The sequence below is a fragment of the Pseudomonas sp. MF6396 genome (assembly GCF_002018915.1).
GTDB classification, from domain to species: Bacteria; Pseudomonadota; Gammaproteobacteria; order Pseudomonadales; family Pseudomonadaceae; genus Aquipseudomonas; species Aquipseudomonas palmensis.
The window spans coordinates 75,409-90,975 of record NZ_MVOK01000001.1 but is presented as its reverse complement, the minus strand read 5'-3'; the positions used below and the strand labels follow the sequence as shown (position 1 = coordinate 90,975).

Annotated in this window: 13 protein-coding genes; 5 read left to right on the top strand and 8 right to left on the bottom strand. The window is 66.7% G+C overall.

From position 1 onward, the window contains the following. Positions 1–6 precede the first annotated feature (6 nt). Positions 7–1,560 (bottom strand): MFS transporter, encoded by a 1,554-nt coding sequence (locus MF6396_RS00505; protein ID WP_043860983.1) that lies wholly within the window; start codon positions 1,558–1,560, stop codon positions 7–9. A gap of 191 nt (positions 1,561–1,751) precedes the next feature. Further along, positions 1,752–2,663 (bottom strand): LysR family transcriptional regulator, encoded by a 912-nt coding sequence (locus MF6396_RS00500; protein ID WP_078479503.1) that lies wholly within the window; start codon positions 2,661–2,663, stop codon positions 1,752–1,754. A gap of 169 nt (positions 2,664–2,832) precedes the next feature. Here MF6396_RS00500 and MF6396_RS00495 point away from each other — a divergent pair, with 169 nt between their 5' ends. Together MF6396_RS00495 and MF6396_RS00490 are read left to right on the top strand one after the other, a co-directional pair. Next, positions 2,833–3,285, top strand: a complete 453-nt coding sequence (locus MF6396_RS00495) for a universal stress protein (RefSeq protein ID WP_043860981.1) — start codon at positions 2,833–2,835, stop codon at positions 3,283–3,285. Between the two features lie 38 nt (positions 3,286–3,323). Further along, the gene (locus tag MF6396_RS00490) at positions 3,324–4,100 is read left to right on the top strand and encodes an enoyl-CoA hydratase (protein ID WP_043860980.1); all 777 of its coding nucleotides are present in this window, start codon (positions 3,324–3,326) and stop codon (positions 4,098–4,100) included. 26 nt (positions 4,101–4,126) lie between these two features. Here the strand turns inward: MF6396_RS00490 and MF6396_RS00485 are convergent, their stop codons facing one another. Genes MF6396_RS00485 through MF6396_RS00470 form a run of 4 tightly spaced genes read right to left on the bottom strand, consistent with a single transcriptional unit; the run spans position 4,127 to position 8,880 of the window. Then, positions 4,127–4,984, bottom strand: coding sequence for an efflux RND transporter periplasmic adaptor subunit (locus tag MF6396_RS00485; protein ID WP_043860979.1), 858 nt, complete (start codon positions 4,982–4,984; stop codon positions 4,127–4,129). 11 nt (positions 4,985–4,995) lie between these two features. Continuing rightward, on the bottom strand, positions 4,996–5,196 hold the full coding sequence (locus tag MF6396_RS00480; RefSeq protein WP_043860978.1) for a DUF1656 domain-containing protein: 201 nt from the start codon (positions 5,194–5,196) through the stop codon (positions 4,996–4,998). Continuing rightward, the gene (locus MF6396_RS00475) at positions 5,186–7,372 is read right to left on the bottom strand and encodes an FUSC family protein (RefSeq protein ID WP_054914863.1); all 2,187 of its coding nucleotides are present in this window, start codon (positions 7,370–7,372) and stop codon (positions 5,186–5,188) included. The genes MF6396_RS00480 and MF6396_RS00475 overlap by 11 nt, the downstream gene beginning before the upstream one ends. Next, positions 7,369–8,880: an efflux transporter outer membrane subunit gene (locus MF6396_RS00470; protein ID WP_043860976.1), complete on the bottom strand. Its 1,512-nt coding sequence runs from the start codon at positions 8,878–8,880 to the stop codon at positions 7,369–7,371. Before MF6396_RS00470 ends, MF6396_RS00475 begins: the two co-directional genes overlap by 4 nt. Positions 8,881–9,067: 187 nt before the next feature. Here MF6396_RS00470 and MF6396_RS00465 point away from each other — a divergent pair, with 187 nt between their 5' ends. Further along, entirely contained in the window at positions 9,068–10,015 is a 948-nt protein-coding gene (locus MF6396_RS00465) for a LysR family transcriptional regulator (protein WP_043860975.1), read from the top strand. A 73-nt stretch (positions 10,016–10,088) separates the two neighbouring features. Continuing rightward, positions 10,089–11,060 carry a 2-hydroxyacid dehydrogenase gene (locus tag MF6396_RS00460; RefSeq protein WP_078479502.1) on the top strand — a complete coding sequence of 324 codons (972 nt, stop codon included), beginning with the start codon at positions 10,089–10,091 and terminating at the stop codon, positions 11,058–11,060. A 37-nt stretch (positions 11,061–11,097) separates the two neighbouring features. On the opposite strand, the gene MF6396_RS00455 is transcribed toward MF6396_RS00460, so the two are convergent. Continuing rightward, positions 11,098–12,012, bottom strand: coding sequence for a DMT family transporter (locus MF6396_RS00455; protein WP_054914866.1), 915 nt, complete (start codon positions 12,010–12,012; stop codon positions 11,098–11,100). Between the two features lie 136 nt (positions 12,013–12,148). Here MF6396_RS00455 and MF6396_RS00450 point away from each other — a divergent pair, with 136 nt between their 5' ends. After that, entirely contained in the window at positions 12,149–13,024 is an 876-nt protein-coding gene (locus tag MF6396_RS00450) for a helix-turn-helix domain-containing protein (protein ID WP_043859711.1), read from the top strand. A 65-nt stretch (positions 13,025–13,089) separates the two neighbouring features. Here the strand turns inward: MF6396_RS00450 and MF6396_RS00445 are convergent, their stop codons facing one another. Then, positions 13,090–15,504, bottom strand: coding sequence for a TonB-dependent siderophore receptor (locus MF6396_RS00445; RefSeq protein WP_078479562.1), 2,415 nt, complete (start codon positions 15,502–15,504; stop codon positions 13,090–13,092). Between the last annotated feature and the right edge of the window lie 63 nt (positions 15,505–15,567).

Sequence of the window (15,567 nt, the reverse complement as noted above, 5' to 3'; positions counted from 1 at the left end):
ACGGGACTAGGCCACTGCACGCGGCGGGTAGATCCGGGTAGGCACAAAGGGAATCAGCACGATCAGCGCCAGTGCCAGCAGCGCCATGCACAGGTAAAGGTCGGCCGAGGTCAGCACCACGGCCTGCTCATGGATGCGCCTGGCCAGCCCCGGCGCATCGCTGGCAGCCAGCGGCGAGTTGCCCAGGTTGTCCACCAGCATGTTGGAGTGGAAATGCCGGCGCACCGTGGTCAGGGCCTCCAGCACCCCGGCGGCCACCACCGAAGCCAGGCCCTTGATGGTGTTGAACCAGGCCGAGGCGAACGGGCCGTCCTGCGGGGTCATGCCGCCGGTGGCGAGCATCAGCAGCGGGATCACCGCCATCGGCTGGCCGAAGATCTGGAACAGTTGCAGCACATAGAAGTTTTCGCGCACCCACTGCGAGGTGATCTGCGTGCCGCCCAGGCATGACATGGCGAGCATGCCCAGGCCGATGGCCAGCACCCAGCGGCAGTCCACCGCGCGGATGTTGCACAGCGCCGCGGTCAGCGGCAGCGCCAGCAGTTGCGGCAGCGCCACCAGCAGCATCACCGGGCCGCTGTGCACGGGCCGATAGCCCTGGACCTGGGCCAGGTAGTTGGTGGGGATGATGATCACGGCCGACAGCACCACCAGCACCCCGCCCAGGGTGATCAGGGCGTGGGTCAGGTTGCGGTTGCGCAGCATCTGCAGCTTGAAGAACGGCAATGGGTGCGACCATTCGTTGATCATGAACAGCACCAGCAGCACCACCCCGCCGCCCAGCAGCCAGCAGATCAGCGGCGAGTTGAACCAGCCCATGCGGTCGCCCTGGGACAGGCCGATCACGATCGAGCAGATGGCCGGCAGCCCCAGCAACAGGCCGCGCCAGTCGAACTGCTTGAAGCGCTCCAGGCGCAACGGGTCCTGCGGCAGGCCCCAGGCCACGCAGCCCATGGCCACCAGCGAGGGCAGGATGATCTGCCAGAACGCCCACTGCCAGCCGACATACTCGGTCCACATGCCCGCCAGCGGCAGGCCCAGGCTTGGCCCGAAGGTCGCGGTCAGGGCGTAGCCGGCCAGGCCGTAGAGCTTGATGCCGGGGGGCAGAAAGCGCAGCGCCACGCTCATCAGCATCGGCGGCAGCGCGCCCCCGGCAAGGCCTTGCAGGGTGCGCAGCAGCATCAGGCTTTCGAGGTTGGGTGCAAACGGGCAGAGCAGCCCCAGTACGGCAAAGGCGCCGATGGCACACAGGGTGAAGCGGCGCAGCGAGAAGGTCACCGAGCACCAGGGCGCAAAGGCCATGGCCGACACCGAGGTGGCCGAGTACAGCGCCACCAGCCAGGCCCCTTCGTCGGCGCCGATGTGCATCCCGCCACGGATGTCGGCCAGGGCCATCTTGGTGACCATCTCGTTGAGGCCGGCGCACAGCACCGCCAGCAGCACGCCGACCAGGCCCACCACGATACGCAGGCCGAAGGCAGCCGGGGCGGCCGGTTTGGCAGGCGCCGCAGCGGGCGCCGGGGTGGCCCCCAAGGGCGCCTGGGCCGCCAGCGACGTCATGGCCGGCCCCCGCCCACAGGCGCTGAAGCACGGCAGAAAAAAGGCACACACATGGCAGGAGGACTCCGGGTAGTTAAGTACCCGGCAAGTCTATGGAGGCCAATAGATGACGAAAACTGACATATTCGCAGTTTATTGCTGCGTCAAACGCAATCCACAAAAGCCATCGATAACGCGTGCCTGCCCCGGGCTCAGGCGTAGTGCCTGGAGCAGCATTCCTTGAGGGTCTGGCGCAACCAGCGGTGGGCGGGGTCGTTGTCGAAGCGCGGGTGCCAGGCCTGCATGATGGTCACCGCCTCCAGCGCCATCGGGATGCGGAACGAGCGCAGCGGCAGGCCGAGCCGGGCCACGCTCATCAGCACGTGCTCGGGCAGCGCCAGCAGCAACTCGGAGTCGGGCAGCGAGAACATCGCCGAATGAAAGCTCGGGGTGATCAGCGCCACGCGCCGCTGCAGGCCCATGCCGGCCAGCGCCGCATCGAGCGGGCCGGCGGCGCGGCCACGGCGCGACACGCTGATCTGCTCGTAGCCGGCGAAGCGCTCGGGGGTGATCTCGTCATCGAAGATCGGGTGATCGACCCGCGCCAGGCCGACGAAGGTGGTGGAGAACAGGCTCTGCACCTTGATCTCGGGGCCGAGGTTGCGCGTGGCACTGATGTACAGGTCCAGGCGCCCGTCGCGCAGTGCGGCGTCCTCGTCGCCGCCCTCGCCTTCGGGCACGAAGCGCAGCACCGTGTGCGGCGCCTGTTCGCGCATGGTTTCCAGCAGGGGCGCGGCAAAGGGCGCGATGAACACATCGTTGGCGCGCAGGTTGAAGGCCCGTTCCAGGCTCTGCAGGTCGACCTCGTCACTGGAACTGAACACCTGGTTGGCCTGCTCCACCACGCTGCGCACCTGACTGCGCAGGGCCATGGCCTTGGGCGTGGGCACCAGGCCGCGGCCGGCGCGCACCAGAATCGGGTCACCCACCGCATGGCGAATGCGCGTCAGGGTACGGCTCATGGCCGCGGGGCTCAGGTTCATCCGCCGCGCCGCGCCGACCACACTGCCTTCATCGAGCAGCGCATCCAGCGCGACCAGCAAATTCATATCTGGAAAGTGCATGGCAAGCATCCATTCATTGCTTCGTTGAGTCCGGGGCAAAGCTTAACAGTTTCCGCCGCGCTCACAGCCCCTGCATGTGGCGCAACTAGTCATTGCACGCTGCACCATTTACCGCGCCGCATGCTTTTTCAAGAATGCTGCTCTTTGCACAGTGAGTGGACCCTGCCCCATGTACAGCGTCGTTTTGATCGCCATCGATGGCTCGCCACGCAGCCACGGCATCCTGGAAACCGTCAGCACGTTCTGCGAGCAGACCCGTCATCGCCTGCATGTGCTGCTGGCGGTCGACCGTGCCTACGCGCTGCCCGAACAGGACGGCCACATCAGCCCGCAGGACGAAACCGAATACCCGGCGGCCAGCCATGAACAGCAGGTGGCCGACATGAGCATGCTGCAGGCGGTGACCCACCTGCGCGAACGCGGCTTCCAGACCGAAGGCAACCTGGTCAATGGCGACCCGGTGTCGAGCATCGTCGCCGAGGCCAAGCGCCTGGGCAGCGACCTGATCGTGATGGGCCACCGCCACCTGTCGCGGCTGGACCGCATGTTCGACCCCTCGATCAGCAGCAAAGTCATCGACAAGGCCGGTTGCCCGGTACTGGTCGATGCGCGTCATCTCTGACGCCCCCTTGCACTCACCCCTTGAACGAGACTACACGGATGAAACTCGATTACCTGCTGCTGGAACAGATTGACGCGGTGGCGCTGATTCGCCTCAACCGGCCGCTGTCGCTCAATGCCCTGTGCGCCGAACTGGCGGCGGAGCTGGCCGGCGTGCTCGACCGCCTGGAACAGGACCGCAGCGTGCGCGCCGTGGTGCTGACCGGCACCGACACGGTGTTCGCCGCCGGGGCCGACATCATGGCCATGCGCAACCGCAACTACATCGACGTGTACACCAGCGACTTCGTGACCGTGGACTGGGAGCGCCTGGCCAGCTTTCGCAAACCGGTGATCGCCGCGGTGGCCGGCTACGCACTGGGCGGTGGCTGCGAGATGGCGCTGATGTGCGACTTCATCATCGCCGCCGAGAGCGCGCGCTTCGGCCAGCCGGAAATCAAGCTGGGGACCATCCCCGGTGCCGGCGGCAGCCAGCGCCTGGCGCACTTCATCGGCAAGGCCAAGGCCATGGACATGGTGCTCACCGGGCGCACCCTGGACGCCCACGAAGCCGAGCGCTGCGGCCTGGTGAGCCGGGTGGTGAGCGACGCGGCGCTGCTCAACGAAGCCTTGCGTGTCGCGGCGCGGATCGCCGGCTACTCCGGGCCGGTAGCGATGATGGCCAAGGAGGCGGTGAACGGCGCCTTCGAAACCACCTTGAGCGAAGGCGTACGCCAGGAGCGCCGGCTGTTTCATTCCACCTTCGCCATCGAAGACCAGAAGGAAGGCATGGCCGCCTTCGCCGAGAAGCGCGAGCCGCAGTTCATGCACCGCTGAACGTTCGCCATGGCAGCGGCACGCGCTCAATCGCGCGGCTTGACCACCACCGTGCAGGTGGTGCCCGCTGCCAGCAGGAAGCCTTCGGGCACCTCGTCGATGTGAATGCGCACCGGTACCCGCTGGGCCAGGCGCACCCAGTTGAAGGTGGGGTTGACGTCGGCGATCAGCTCGCGGCTTTCAGGGTTGTCGCGGTCATAGATGCCGCGCGAGATGCTCTCCACATGCCCCTTGAGAACCTCGCCGCTCATCATCTGCAGGTCGGCCTGATCGCCTACCTTCACGTGCGGCAGCTTGGTCTCCTCGAAGAAGCCGTAGACCCAGAACGAGTCCTTGTCGACCACCGCCATCTTCGGCTCACCGGTGCGCGCATAGTCGCCGCGGTGCACGTTGAGGTTGGTCACGTAGCCGTCCACCGTGGCCAGGATGCGCGTGCGCTTGAGGTCCAGCTCTGCCGCCGCCAGCTGCGCCTGGGCCTGCTGGTAGTCAGCCAGGGCCGAGTTGGCGATGTTGCTGGCGTCGTCGCGGTTCTCCCTCGAGATCACCAGGTTGTCCATGTCGGCACGCCGGTGCGCATTGACCTTGCGCATCTCCCAGGTGGCCTTGCGCGAGGCTACCAGCGCCTGCGCCTGCCTGACCGCCACCTCGTAGTGCTCGGGGTCGATCTGGATCAGCAGGTCGCCCTTCTTCACCAGCTGGTTGTCGCGCACCGGCACGTCCACCACATAGCCGGGCACGTCGGCGGCCACGTTGATGATGTCGGCGCGTACCCGCCCGTCACGGGTCCAGGGCGTGTTCATGTACTGCACCCACAATTGCCGGCCGATCGCCACGGCAGCTGCCAGTACCAGCAAGGTGGCGATCAGGCTGAAAAACTTTTTCATCGACTAGGGTCTCAACGGTAGACGGTCAGCGCCATGGCGCCAAAGAGGCAAATGAACAGGCACAGGCGCAGCAGCGCCGGGTGCCAGAAAAAACGGTAGCCGTCATGCCCGGCAATGAACCGGTCCAGCCCCCAGGCAAGCCCTGCGGCGAACAGGAACATCAAGGTCATGGTCGGCATGTACAGGCCGTGGAAGGCGATTTCACGGGGCATCGGGCAGTCCTTGCGTCGCGGGCAGGTGGGCCAGCGGCGATTGTGGGTCGAGCAGCGAGGTACGGATGAAGTGCAGGTAGCTCTGCACCCGGCGCAGGGCCGAGGTGTCGAAGTGCCGGGCGAAAGGTTCGTCGGTGGCCTGCACGCGGCTGATCGCATGGTCCACTGCCACCAGCGCACGCTCGTGATTGCTGGCGGTGGGCTGCAGGAACAGCCGCGCCAGCGCCCGGCCCATCACGCGGATGGCCTGGCGCCAGGGCTGGGACTCGGCATAGCACGGGTGCACCGGGAGTATCGCCTGTTCCTTGCGCAGCTCGATGATCGCGTGGCCCACCTCCAGCACCACGAACATCCAGCGCAGCAGCTTGCTCTGCACCTGGGGCTGGCCCACGGCCAGGCCATAGGCCTGGTGCAGCAGGTCACGGGTGCGGCTCTCGAACGCCGATCCCAGCCCGCGCAGGCGCCCGCTGATGGCGAACAGCACCTGGCCGCGCAGGTCCTGCTCCAGGCGACTCCACAGCCAGCGGCTGTTGGGCGGCAGGATGATCGCCCCGGCCGCCGCGCACACCAGCATGCCGATGACCATGGCGATGTAGTCGTTGACGAAGGTGTAGGGGTTGTACACGGTGAGGTTGTCGGGCACCGAGCCGGTCGAGAAGAAGATCAGCAGGCCCAGGCCATAACCGGCGTAGGCCGGGCGCGAGGCCAGGAACGCGCCCACCACGAACACCGGCGCCAGCACCATGCACAGCAGCGGGAAGCCGTCGATCCAGGGGAACACGAAGAAGGTTTCGAAGAACCCCACCAGCGCGCCGAACAGGGTGCCGCAGGCCATCTGGAACGACATGCGCTTGGGGTTGGGGGTGGCCGCCGACAGGCCCACGGTGGCCGCCGCGATCAGGGTCATCATGGCCCCGCTGGGCCACGCCGTGGCCAGCCAGAAGCTGCCCAGCACCAGCAGAATGAACGCGGCCCGCACGCCGGCAGCCAGCGACACCAGCCAGTTGGTCTGGGCCACGTAGGGTTCGTCCCATTGCTCACGGGCGTGGCTGTGCTCGGCCAGCGAGGCGTGGGTCTGGGCATAGCTGTGCAGGTCGTCGACGAAGCGGTACAGCAGTTCGTAGGCGGTGTGAAAGTCGAGCAGGTCGGCGTCGCTGGGCGCGGTGTCGAGGTAGGCGGCGCGCAGGCTGCGTACCCGCTCGGGCAGGTCATCCTTGTAGGCGGCCAGTTGCTCGGCCAGGCGTGCGGCATCGGCGTGGGTCAGCGAGCGCCCGGCATAGCCGTCGAGCAGGTTGGCCAGGGCATCGAGGCCCGGCTCGATGGCCGTGACGATCTGCAGCGGGCCGCGCTGGCGCAGGCGCTCGAGCAGTTGGTGCAGGGCGTTGAAGCGCGTGGTGATGGCCATGAACTCGCTGTTCATGCGGCCCAGGCGGCCGTTGCGCCGGCGCATGTGCGGGTCTTCGAAGGCGGTCACGCTGCGCAGGCTTTCCAGGCCCACCGCCTCGGCGATGAAGCGCACGTTGCTGCTTTCGAAACGGTCGCGCTGGCTGTCGCCGCGCAGGCCTTCGGCGACGAAGCCGGCGAACACGCCAAAGCGCTGGTACAGGGCGTTGCGCATCGAGGCACTGGCCGACTGCGGCAGGATCGCGGCGCTGACCAGGGTCGACACCAGGATGCCCAGGGAGATCTCCAGCACCCGCCACACTGCCGCCATGAATGCACCGTCGGGGTGCTGCAGGGCCGGCAGGCCGACCATGGCCGCGGTGTAGCCGGCCAGCACGAAGCCATAGGCGCGAAAGTTGCGGTAGCGCATCGCCCCCGCCGAGCAGATGCCCACCCAGATCGCCAGGCTGGGCAGGAACAGCTCGGTGTTCTGCGGGAAGATCGCGATCAGCGCGACCATCACCGACGAACCGGCCAGAGTGCCGAGCAGGCGGTAGAAGCTCTTGGCGAACACGTGGCCGCTCTGCAGCTGCATCACGATGAACACGGTGATCATCGCGGTGCGCGGCTGCGGCAGCTCCAGGCGCATGGCCAGCCACAGGGTGAGAAACGCCGCGCTCAGCACCTTGAAGATGTACACCCAGGTGACGCCGTCGCTGCGCGCCCATTCGAAGAAGCCGCGACGCCATTCAAGTGATGCCAGCCAGCGAAACGGCAGGGTCATGGCGCTCATTTGTCGAACACCGCCAGGGTGCGCGGGGTGGCCGGTGCGGCCTGCTTATCCGGCGTCGGCACATCGTTGCCGGCGCCCAGCCCACCGCCCAGGGCGGTGACCAGTTCGGCATGCGCGGTCAGGCGCGCGGCCTGCACCTGCTGCTGGATCTGCTGCTGGCGAAACAGCAGGGTCTGCGCATTGAGCACGTTGAGGTAGTCGGTGAGGCCGCGCTGGAACGCGATCATGGCGATGTCGTAGGTCTTCTGCGCCGAGGCCACCGACTCGGCGGCAAAGTGCTGCTGCTCGTCCATCGAGTGGCGGCGGATCAACTGGTCGGACACCCCCTTGAGGGCCTCGACCACGGTCTGGTTGTAGCGCGCCACGGCGATGTCGTAGCCGGCCGAGGCCACGCCCAGTTGCGAGCGCAGGCGGCCACCGTCGAACACCGGCAGGCTGATGGCCGGGCCGACGTTGTAGTTGAACTTGCGCCCGGTGAGAAACTCCAGCGCACCGCCGCCGGTGGCCATGAAGCCGAGCCCGCCGACCAGGTCGACGTTGGGGAAGAAGCCGGCATGCGCCACATCGATACCGCGCGCCTGGGCCGCCACCTGCCAGCGGCTGGCAACCACGTCGGGACGCTGACCCACCAGCTCGGCAGGCAGCGCCGACGGCAGCTTGAGCGCGGTGGCCAACGAGAGATTCGGCCGCTGCAACTGCGCGCCCTCGCCCGGGCCCTTGCCGGCCAGCGCGGCCAGCTGGTTGCGCGCCAGGGCGATTTCTTCATCGAGGCTGTCGAGCTGGCGATGGGTTTCGGGCAGCGGCGTCTGCGCCTGGCTGACCTCGAAATGGGTGCCGATGCCGCCGGCCAGGCGCCGTTCGGCCAGGGCCAGGATCTGCTCCTGCTGGGCCAGCTCGGCCTTGACGATGTCGCGCTGGGCAAAGTGCAGCGACAGCTGGATGTACACCTTGACGATGTTGTTCTGCAGTTCGAGCTGCGCCTGTCGCGCCTGGGCCACGCTCATGTGGGCCATGTCCACGGCCTGCTCGCTGGCATTGCGCTCGCGGCCCCACAGGTCCAGCGCATAGCTCAGGCCCAGGGTGGCATTGTTGTCCCAGGTGTTGGCACCGGACAGCGCGCCGGGGCCATAGAACTGGTCTTCGGGCCAGTTGTGGCGCTTGAGGCTGGACTGGCCGTTGACCTGCAGTTTTTCGTCGGCCTCGATCACCCCGGCCATGGCCCTGGCTTCACGCACGCGGGCAGCGGCCATGGCCATGGTCGGGCTGCCCTGGAGCGCCAGGGCGATCCAACGCGCCAGTTGTGGGTCGCCATAGGCTTGCCACCATTGCTGGTCGGGCCAGTGGGCATCCTGCGCGGCTGCTCGGATGGCCGCGTCGGTGGTCAGGGTATTGGCTTGCAGCGTCTTGCTTTGCGGGGCGATGCCCCAGGTTCCGATACAGCCGCTCAAGGTCAAGCTAAAGGCACAGACACTGAGCGCATTCAGCGCTCTGATGATGCGACGCGGCACAGCTGCGAGTTCCCGACTAGTAAGGTGGATGACGCTAGGTGACGCAATTCTAGGGGGCCGCCGCACTGGCGATAAGCGTGCTTTACTGCGAATCTTTGTTACGAAAACCGCGATAATCCGGCTTTAGTCTGAAGACTGCTTTGGTTACTTCATGTCACAATTCTGTCGTCTTCCTTGAGAGCGCCCCATGGACACCCTGCAAAACATGCGTGCTTTCAGTTGCGTCGCGCAAGTCGGCAGTTTCACCGCCGCTGCCGTGCAACTGGATACGACCACCGCGAACGTGTCGCGGGCGGTTTCCAATCTTGAAGCGCACCTGCAAACCCGCCTGCTCAACCGCACCACCCGGCGCATCGCACTGACCGAAGCGGGCAAGCGCTACCTGATGCGCTGCGAGCAGATCCTCACCTACGTGGAGGAAGCCGAGGCCGAGGCCAGCGACGCGCATGCGCGCCCGGCCGGGCAACTGAAGGTGCACTCGATGACCGGCGTGGGCCAGCATTTCGTCATCGACGCCATCGCCCGCTACCGCGAAACCCACCCCGACGTGACCTTCGACCTGACCATGGCCAACCGCGTGCCCGACCTGCTGGACGAGGGCTACGACGTGTCCATCGTGCTCGCCAGCGAGCTGCCGGACTCGGGTTTCGTGTCGCAGCGCCTGGGCATCACCTACAGCATCGTGTGCGCCTCGCCCGAATACGTGAAGCGCCACGGCGTGGCGCACAAGCCGGCCGACCTGCTCAAGCACGCCTGCCTGCGCATGGTGAGCCCGGTGATCCCGCTGGAAAAATGGCTGTTCGACGGCCCCGAGGGCCAGGAGGTGGTGAACATCACCCAGGCGCCCTTCCAGGTGAACTCGGCCGATGCCATGAAGGCGGCGATCCGCAGCGGCATGGGCGTGGGCGTGCTGCCGATCTACTCGGCCATCGACGGCCTGCGCGACGGCAGCCTGGTACGGGTGATGCCCGAGTACCGCCTGCAGGAGCTGAACCTGTACGCGATCTACCCTTCGCGCCAGTACCTGGATGCGAAGATCAAGACCTGGGTCGAGTACCTGCGCAACTCGCTGCCGGAGATCCTCGCGGCCCACGAGGCCGACCTCAAGACCCACGAGCTGCTCATCGCCACCTGAAATCTTGCTGCACAGGGGCGGCGGAGAATGATAGCGTGCTACCCATTCTCCCCTGCCCGCAGCGAGTTCGCCGATGAAAAAGACCGTACTGGCCTTCAGCCGCATCACCGCCCCGATGGTCGAGCGTCTGCAGCAAGACTTCAACGTGATCGTGCCCAACCCCAAGCTGGGCGACATCAATGCCCAGTTCAACGAAGCGCTGCCCCAGGCCCACGGCCTGATCGGGGTGGGGCGCAAGCTGGGCGAAGCGCAGCTGCACAACGCTGAGCAGCTGCAGGTGGTATCGAGCGTGTCGGTGGGTTACGACAACTACGACCTGGCCTACTTCAACCAGCGCGGCATCGCCCTGACCAACACCCCTGACGTCCTCACCGAAAGCACCGCCGACCTCGGCTTTGCGCTGATCATGAGCGCGGCGCGGCGGGTGGCCGAGCTGGACGCCTGGACCAAGGCCAGCGAATGGAAAGCCACCGTGGGCCCGGCACACTTTGGCAGCGACGTGCATGGCAAGACGCTGGGCATCGTCGGGCTGGGCAACATCGGCGCGGCGATTGCGCGGCGTGGCCGGTTCGGCTTCAACATGCCGGTGATCTACAGCGGCAACAGCCGCAAGACCGCGCTGGAGCAGGAACTGGGCGCGCAGTACCGCAGCCTGGATCAACTGCTGGCCGAAGCCGACTTCGTGTGCCTGGTGGTGCCGCTGGGGGCCAACACCAGGCACCTGATTGGCGAGCGCGAACTGAAGCTGATGAAGCCCAGTGCGTTTCTGGTCAACGTGTCGCGAGGGCCGGTGGTGGATGAGGCGGCGCTGGTGGCGGCGTTGCAGCAGGGCACGATTCGCGGTGCAGGGCTGGATGTGTACGAGAAAGAGCCGCTGAGCGAGTCGCCGCTGTTCCAGCTGGCCAATGCGGTGACCTTGCCGCATGTGGGCTCGGCCACGGCCGAAACCCGCGAGGCGATGGCCAACCGTGCCATCGACAACCTGCGCGCGGCACTGCTGGGCGAGCGCCCGCGCGACCTGGTGAACCCGCAGGTGTGGAAGTAAGGCTGCCATTCGCCCGCAAGGCGGGCTCCTGCAAGGGTTACGCGGCCCTGGTAGGCGCCGGCCTTGCCGGCGAAGGCGTCACCACCCGCCCCTTCCGGAACACCAGCACATTGCCCAGCATCACCAGCACCAGCCCGCCCAGCGCCGGCGCTGTCCACTGGTACCCCTCGTAGAACGCCGACACGTTCAGCGCCACCAGCGGGAACAGCACCGTGCAGTACGCCGCACGCTCCGGCCCCATGCGCCCCACCAGCGTCAGGTACGCGGTAAAGCCGATCACCGACCCCGGGATCACCAGGTACAGCAGCGACCCCACATACCGCACATTCCATTCCATCGCGAACGGTATGCCGCTGACCACGCAGTACAGCGCCAGCATTCCGGCCCCGTAGAGCATGCCCCAGGCATTGGTGGTCATCGGCCGCAAGCCGGCCTTCTGCTGCAGGCTCGAGAGCATGTTGCCCGCCGAGAAACACAGCGTACCCAGCAACGCCAGGCCCAGGCCGATCAGGGTTTCGCGGCTGGCCGCATGCCCGGCCAGCTCCGGCCAGAACAGCAGCCCCAACCCGCCCAGCCCCAGCGCCCCACCCGCCAGCACGTTGGCCGCCACCTGCTGCCCGAAGAACACCCGCGCATTGAGTGCGTTCCACAGCGTGGCGGTAGAGAACACCACCGCGATAAGGCCGCTGGGAATCCACTGGCTGGCCGTCAGAAAGCACATGAAGTTCACGCAGAACAGGCACAGCCCCTGGGCCAGGCAGATCAGGTGCCCGCGCCGGTTCATCACCTGCAGGCGCCGCCCGATCAACAGCACGGCAAACAGCACCAGCGCCGCCAGGGCAAAGCGATAAACGATGGACACCGGGATGGCCACCACCCCCAGTTGCAGTTTCAGGGCGATCCAGGTGGTGCCCCAGATCAGCACGGTCAGCAGGTACAACGACAGGTTCATGGCATGCACTCCTCACGACAGCCTGCAGTGTCCGGCGCGGGCCGCCCCGTGCGCTTGCACAAACTTGCGGTTTTTTGCTGGGCGGGGCTGTCAGGCCCGGTGGCCGCGAGTAGGATGGCCGACAGAGGTAGACCCCATGACGCCGCTGGACCAGTTGCAAGTCTTTCAAGCCATGCACGCCTCGCCCAATGCCCGCCTGGAACACAGTGCGCAGCTCGGCGACGAGCTGGTCGCAGCCCTGTGGAACAACCGCCACGACGCCCGCGACTACGAAGCGCCCAGCCACCACACGCTGTCGTGCTATATCGCCGGCGGCACCGGCACCTTTCGCCGGGATCGCCCCGCCGCCAAGGGCGGGCCCGGCAAGCTGTGCATCCTGCCGGCCGAGCACGCCTCGAACTGGGTGATCAATGGCAGCATCCGCCTGGCGCACCTGTACATCAGCCAGGCGCAGTTCGCCCTGGCCTGCACCCGCCTGCTGGACCGCGAACCGCGCGAGGTGCAACTGCACGAAGCGACCTTCATCGACGATCCGGAGCAGGCGCTGCGCTTTGGCCGGCTGATCGAGCTGAACTGGGACGAGCCCGGCGAGCGCCTGCTGACCAGCAGCCTGGCCCACGAGATTCTCGACCATGCGGTGCTCAACCAGGTGGGGCTGCGTCGGGGGCTGCGCCTGAAGGGCGGGTTGGCGACGCATCAGCGCCGGCACCTGGCCGACTACATCGAGGCGCACCTGGAGCAGGCGATCAGCCTGGGTGAGCTGGCGTTGCTGTGCAACCTGTCGCACTACCACTTTGCACGGATGTTCCGCGCAAGCTTCGGCCTGCCGCCGCACCAGTACCTGCTGGCGCGGCGCCTGGCCCGGGCACGCCAGTTGCTGCGCTGTGGCGACGGGGCGTTGGGCGAGGTGGCATTGGCGTGCGGGTTTGCCAGTGCCAGCCATTTCAGCAATCGCTTCAGGCAGGTGGTGGGGGCCACGCCGGGGGATTATCGGTTGGCCATGCGCCGCTGATCGCGGGTCAAGCCCGCTCCCACAGGGCCCCCACCGCCCTCACGGTGGGTGTTCTTCCTGTGCTCTCAGAACTCCAGGGTGCTCGACAGGCTCACCTGCCGCGAATCCCCCACTGCCACGAAGTAGCGGTTCACCGCCGAGCTGTAGTAGGTCTTGTCGAACAGGTTCTTCACGTTCAGCTGAAAGCGCACCTTGTGCTCATCCAGCCGGGTTTCATAACTGGCGAACGCATCCGCCACGGTGTACGCCGGCAGGTCGAAATCGTTCTCCGCGTTGCCGGCCCGCTCGCCCACATAGCGCGCCCCGGCGCCGACCCGCAGGCGATCACCACCGAACAGGCTGCCCACGTCATACACCGCCGACAACGACCCGGTATGCCGCGCCACGTTCTGCAGGCGGTTGCCCTTGAGCTTGGGGTCCTGGGACACTTGGGCGTCGGTGAAGGCATAGCTGCCGATCAGGCTCCAGCGCTCGCTCACCTGCCCGGTGAGGTCCATCTCCAGGCCGCGCGACTTCACTTCGCCGGCGCTGCTGTACAGGGTGTCGCCGGTGGCCGTGTCGAAATTGGCCACCAGCACGTTCTGCTTGGTGATGTCGAACAACGCCACGCTGCCGGTGATCGCCCCCGGCAGGTCGAGCTTGGCGCCCAACTCCCACGACTTGCCCTCTTCGGGGGCAATCGAGGAATCCAGCACCAGGCCACCGGTCATCGGCGCGATGCTGGAGTTGGGCTTGAACGACTCGGTGTAGCTGCCATAGAACGACAGCGTGTCGTCGACCTTGTACACCAGCCCCGCACGCGGCACCCAGGCCTGGCCGCTGTTGTCGGTATTGGCCTTGAACGGCCGGCCGCGACCGGCGTACTGGTCGAACTGCTGATAGCGCGCACCGGCCACCAGAATCCAGTGCTCGTCGAGGTGGATCGAGTCCTGGAAGAACAACGCGTTGCTGCGCAGCTTGTCGGTCTGGTCGCTGTCGCTGTCGCGCACGGCGGTGCCGGGCTGGACCTGGCCGTACACCGGGTTCAGGTAATCGAAGGTGTTGCGGGCGCCGCGAATCAGGTCGGCACGAAACACCTTGCGGTACTCGTCATCCACCCCCACCAGCACGTCGTGCTGCATGCCTGCCAGTTGCAGCTTGCCGTCCAGGCTGACGGTGGCGAAGCGGTCGCTGCTCAGGGCGCCACGGGTGCCGTCCAGGTTGCGCGTGAGGGTGCCCTTGGCAGGGTCAACCGCAGTGACGCGCACCTGGCTGGCATCGTAGGTTTCGCGGTTGAAGCTGTAGCCGAAGTGGAGTTTCCAGTCATCGGCAAGCTGATGGTCGACCTCCAGGCGGTACAGGTCCGAGCGCCCTTCCATGTTGTTGAAGGGCTCGTCCAGCCGACGTGTGCTGGGGATGTTCAGCGGGTGGTTGGTGCGTGGGTCGATGGCCGTGCCGCGGTCGAACGGGTACAGGAACTCGCGGTGCTCATAGGCCAGCTGCACCTGGGTATCTTCACCGAACCAGGCCAGCGACGGCGCCACCAGCGTCTCGCGGTGGGTGCCGAAGTTGCGCCAGTAGTCTTCGTCCTCGTGGTCGAGCACCAGGCGGTAGGCGAAGTTGCTGTCGCCCAGCGCGCCGGTACTGTCGAGCCCGCCACCGCTGCCGTTCTTGCCGCTGCCAAAGCTGGAACCGCGCAGGTTCACGGCGTTGTAGCGCTGCAGTTGCGGGCGCTTGCTGACCACGTTGATCACCCCGCCCGGGTCCTGGATGCCGTACAGCAGCGAGGCCGGGCCCTTGAGCACTTCGACCCGCTCGGTGCTGGCATTGAGGCTGCGCCCCTGCACCAGCGGCATGCCGTCACGCATGATCGAGCCGTCGCGGTTGTCGCCGAAGCCGCGCTTCATCACGGTGTCGGCGGTGGCGCCGAAGTTGTTGCCCTGGGTGATGCCGCTGACGTTGCTCAGCGCATCGTCGAGGTTGCGCGGCGCCTGGTCGGCGAGCACCTGGGCCGGCACCACGTTGATGGCCTGGGGGATCTCCAGGTTCGGCACCTGGCTGCGCATGATCGCGCTGGTGGCCGGCGGCTGGTAGCTGCCGACGCTGTCCTGCTGGGACGAGACCGTGGTGGGCTCGAGGTTGAGTGCACCGGCCTGGGCCAGCGGTTCGACGGTGAGGGTGCGCGCATTCACGCGGCGGTAGGTGAAGCCGCTGTTGCCCAGCAGGCGCTGCAGGGCCTGCTCGGCACTGAACGTGCCCGTCAGGGCCGGCGCGGCAAGGCCGGGCAGCTCGACGGTGTAGACCACGCTCAACCCGGTCACCCGGCTGAAGTCGTTGAGCGCCTGGGGCAAGGGTTTGCTGGGCTGGGCAAAGCGGTACACCTGCTCGACCTGCTGCGCTGCCACCGCCTGGCTCACGCCCGCCCCCAGCGGCCGCCACGCTGCCGCCCCAAGCCCGATTGAAACGCAACGCACCAACGATGCTTTTGCCCTGAACTTCATGCCGTCGACCTGTGAGTGAACCTGTTTCATGCGAATGAATCGCACTTTCAATCACTACACGAT

What these genes read in the sequence shown, in the direction of transcription:
- MF6396_RS00505 (WP_043860983.1), bottom strand. Translation starts at nt 1,560, where the DNA reads ATGACGTCGCTGGCGGCCCAGGCGCCCTTGGGGGCCACCCCGGCGCCC.
- MF6396_RS00500 (WP_078479503.1), bottom strand. Translation starts at nt 2,663, where the DNA reads ATGCACTTTCCAGATATGAATTTGCTGGTCGCGCTGGATGCGCTGCTC.
- MF6396_RS00495 (WP_043860981.1), top strand. Translation starts at nt 2,833, where the DNA reads ATGTACAGCGTCGTTTTGATCGCCATCGATGGCTCGCCACGCAGCCAC.
- MF6396_RS00490 (WP_043860980.1), top strand. Translation starts at nt 3,324, where the DNA reads ATGAAACTCGATTACCTGCTGCTGGAACAGATTGACGCGGTGGCGCTG.
- MF6396_RS00485 (WP_043860979.1), bottom strand. Translation starts at nt 4,984, where the DNA reads ATGAAAAAGTTTTTCAGCCTGATCGCCACCTTGCTGGTACTGGCAGCT.
- MF6396_RS00480 (WP_043860978.1), bottom strand. Translation starts at nt 5,196, where the DNA reads ATGCCCCGTGAAATCGCCTTCCACGGCCTGTACATGCCGACCATGACC.
- MF6396_RS00475 (WP_054914863.1), bottom strand. Translation starts at nt 7,372, where the DNA reads ATGAGCGCCATGACCCTGCCGTTTCGCTGGCTGGCATCACTTGAATGG.
- MF6396_RS00465 (WP_043860975.1), top strand. Translation starts at nt 9,068, where the DNA reads ATGGACACCCTGCAAAACATGCGTGCTTTCAGTTGCGTCGCGCAAGTC.
- MF6396_RS00460 (WP_078479502.1), top strand. Translation starts at nt 10,089, where the DNA reads ATGAAAAAGACCGTACTGGCCTTCAGCCGCATCACCGCCCCGATGGTC.
- MF6396_RS00455 (WP_054914866.1), bottom strand. Translation starts at nt 12,012, where the DNA reads ATGAACCTGTCGTTGTACCTGCTGACCGTGCTGATCTGGGGCACCACC.
- MF6396_RS00450 (WP_043859711.1), top strand. Translation starts at nt 12,149, where the DNA reads ATGACGCCGCTGGACCAGTTGCAAGTCTTTCAAGCCATGCACGCCTCG.
- MF6396_RS00445 (WP_078479562.1), bottom strand. Translation starts at nt 15,504, where the DNA reads ATGAAGTTCAGGGCAAAAGCATCGTTGGTGCGTTGCGTTTCAATCGGG.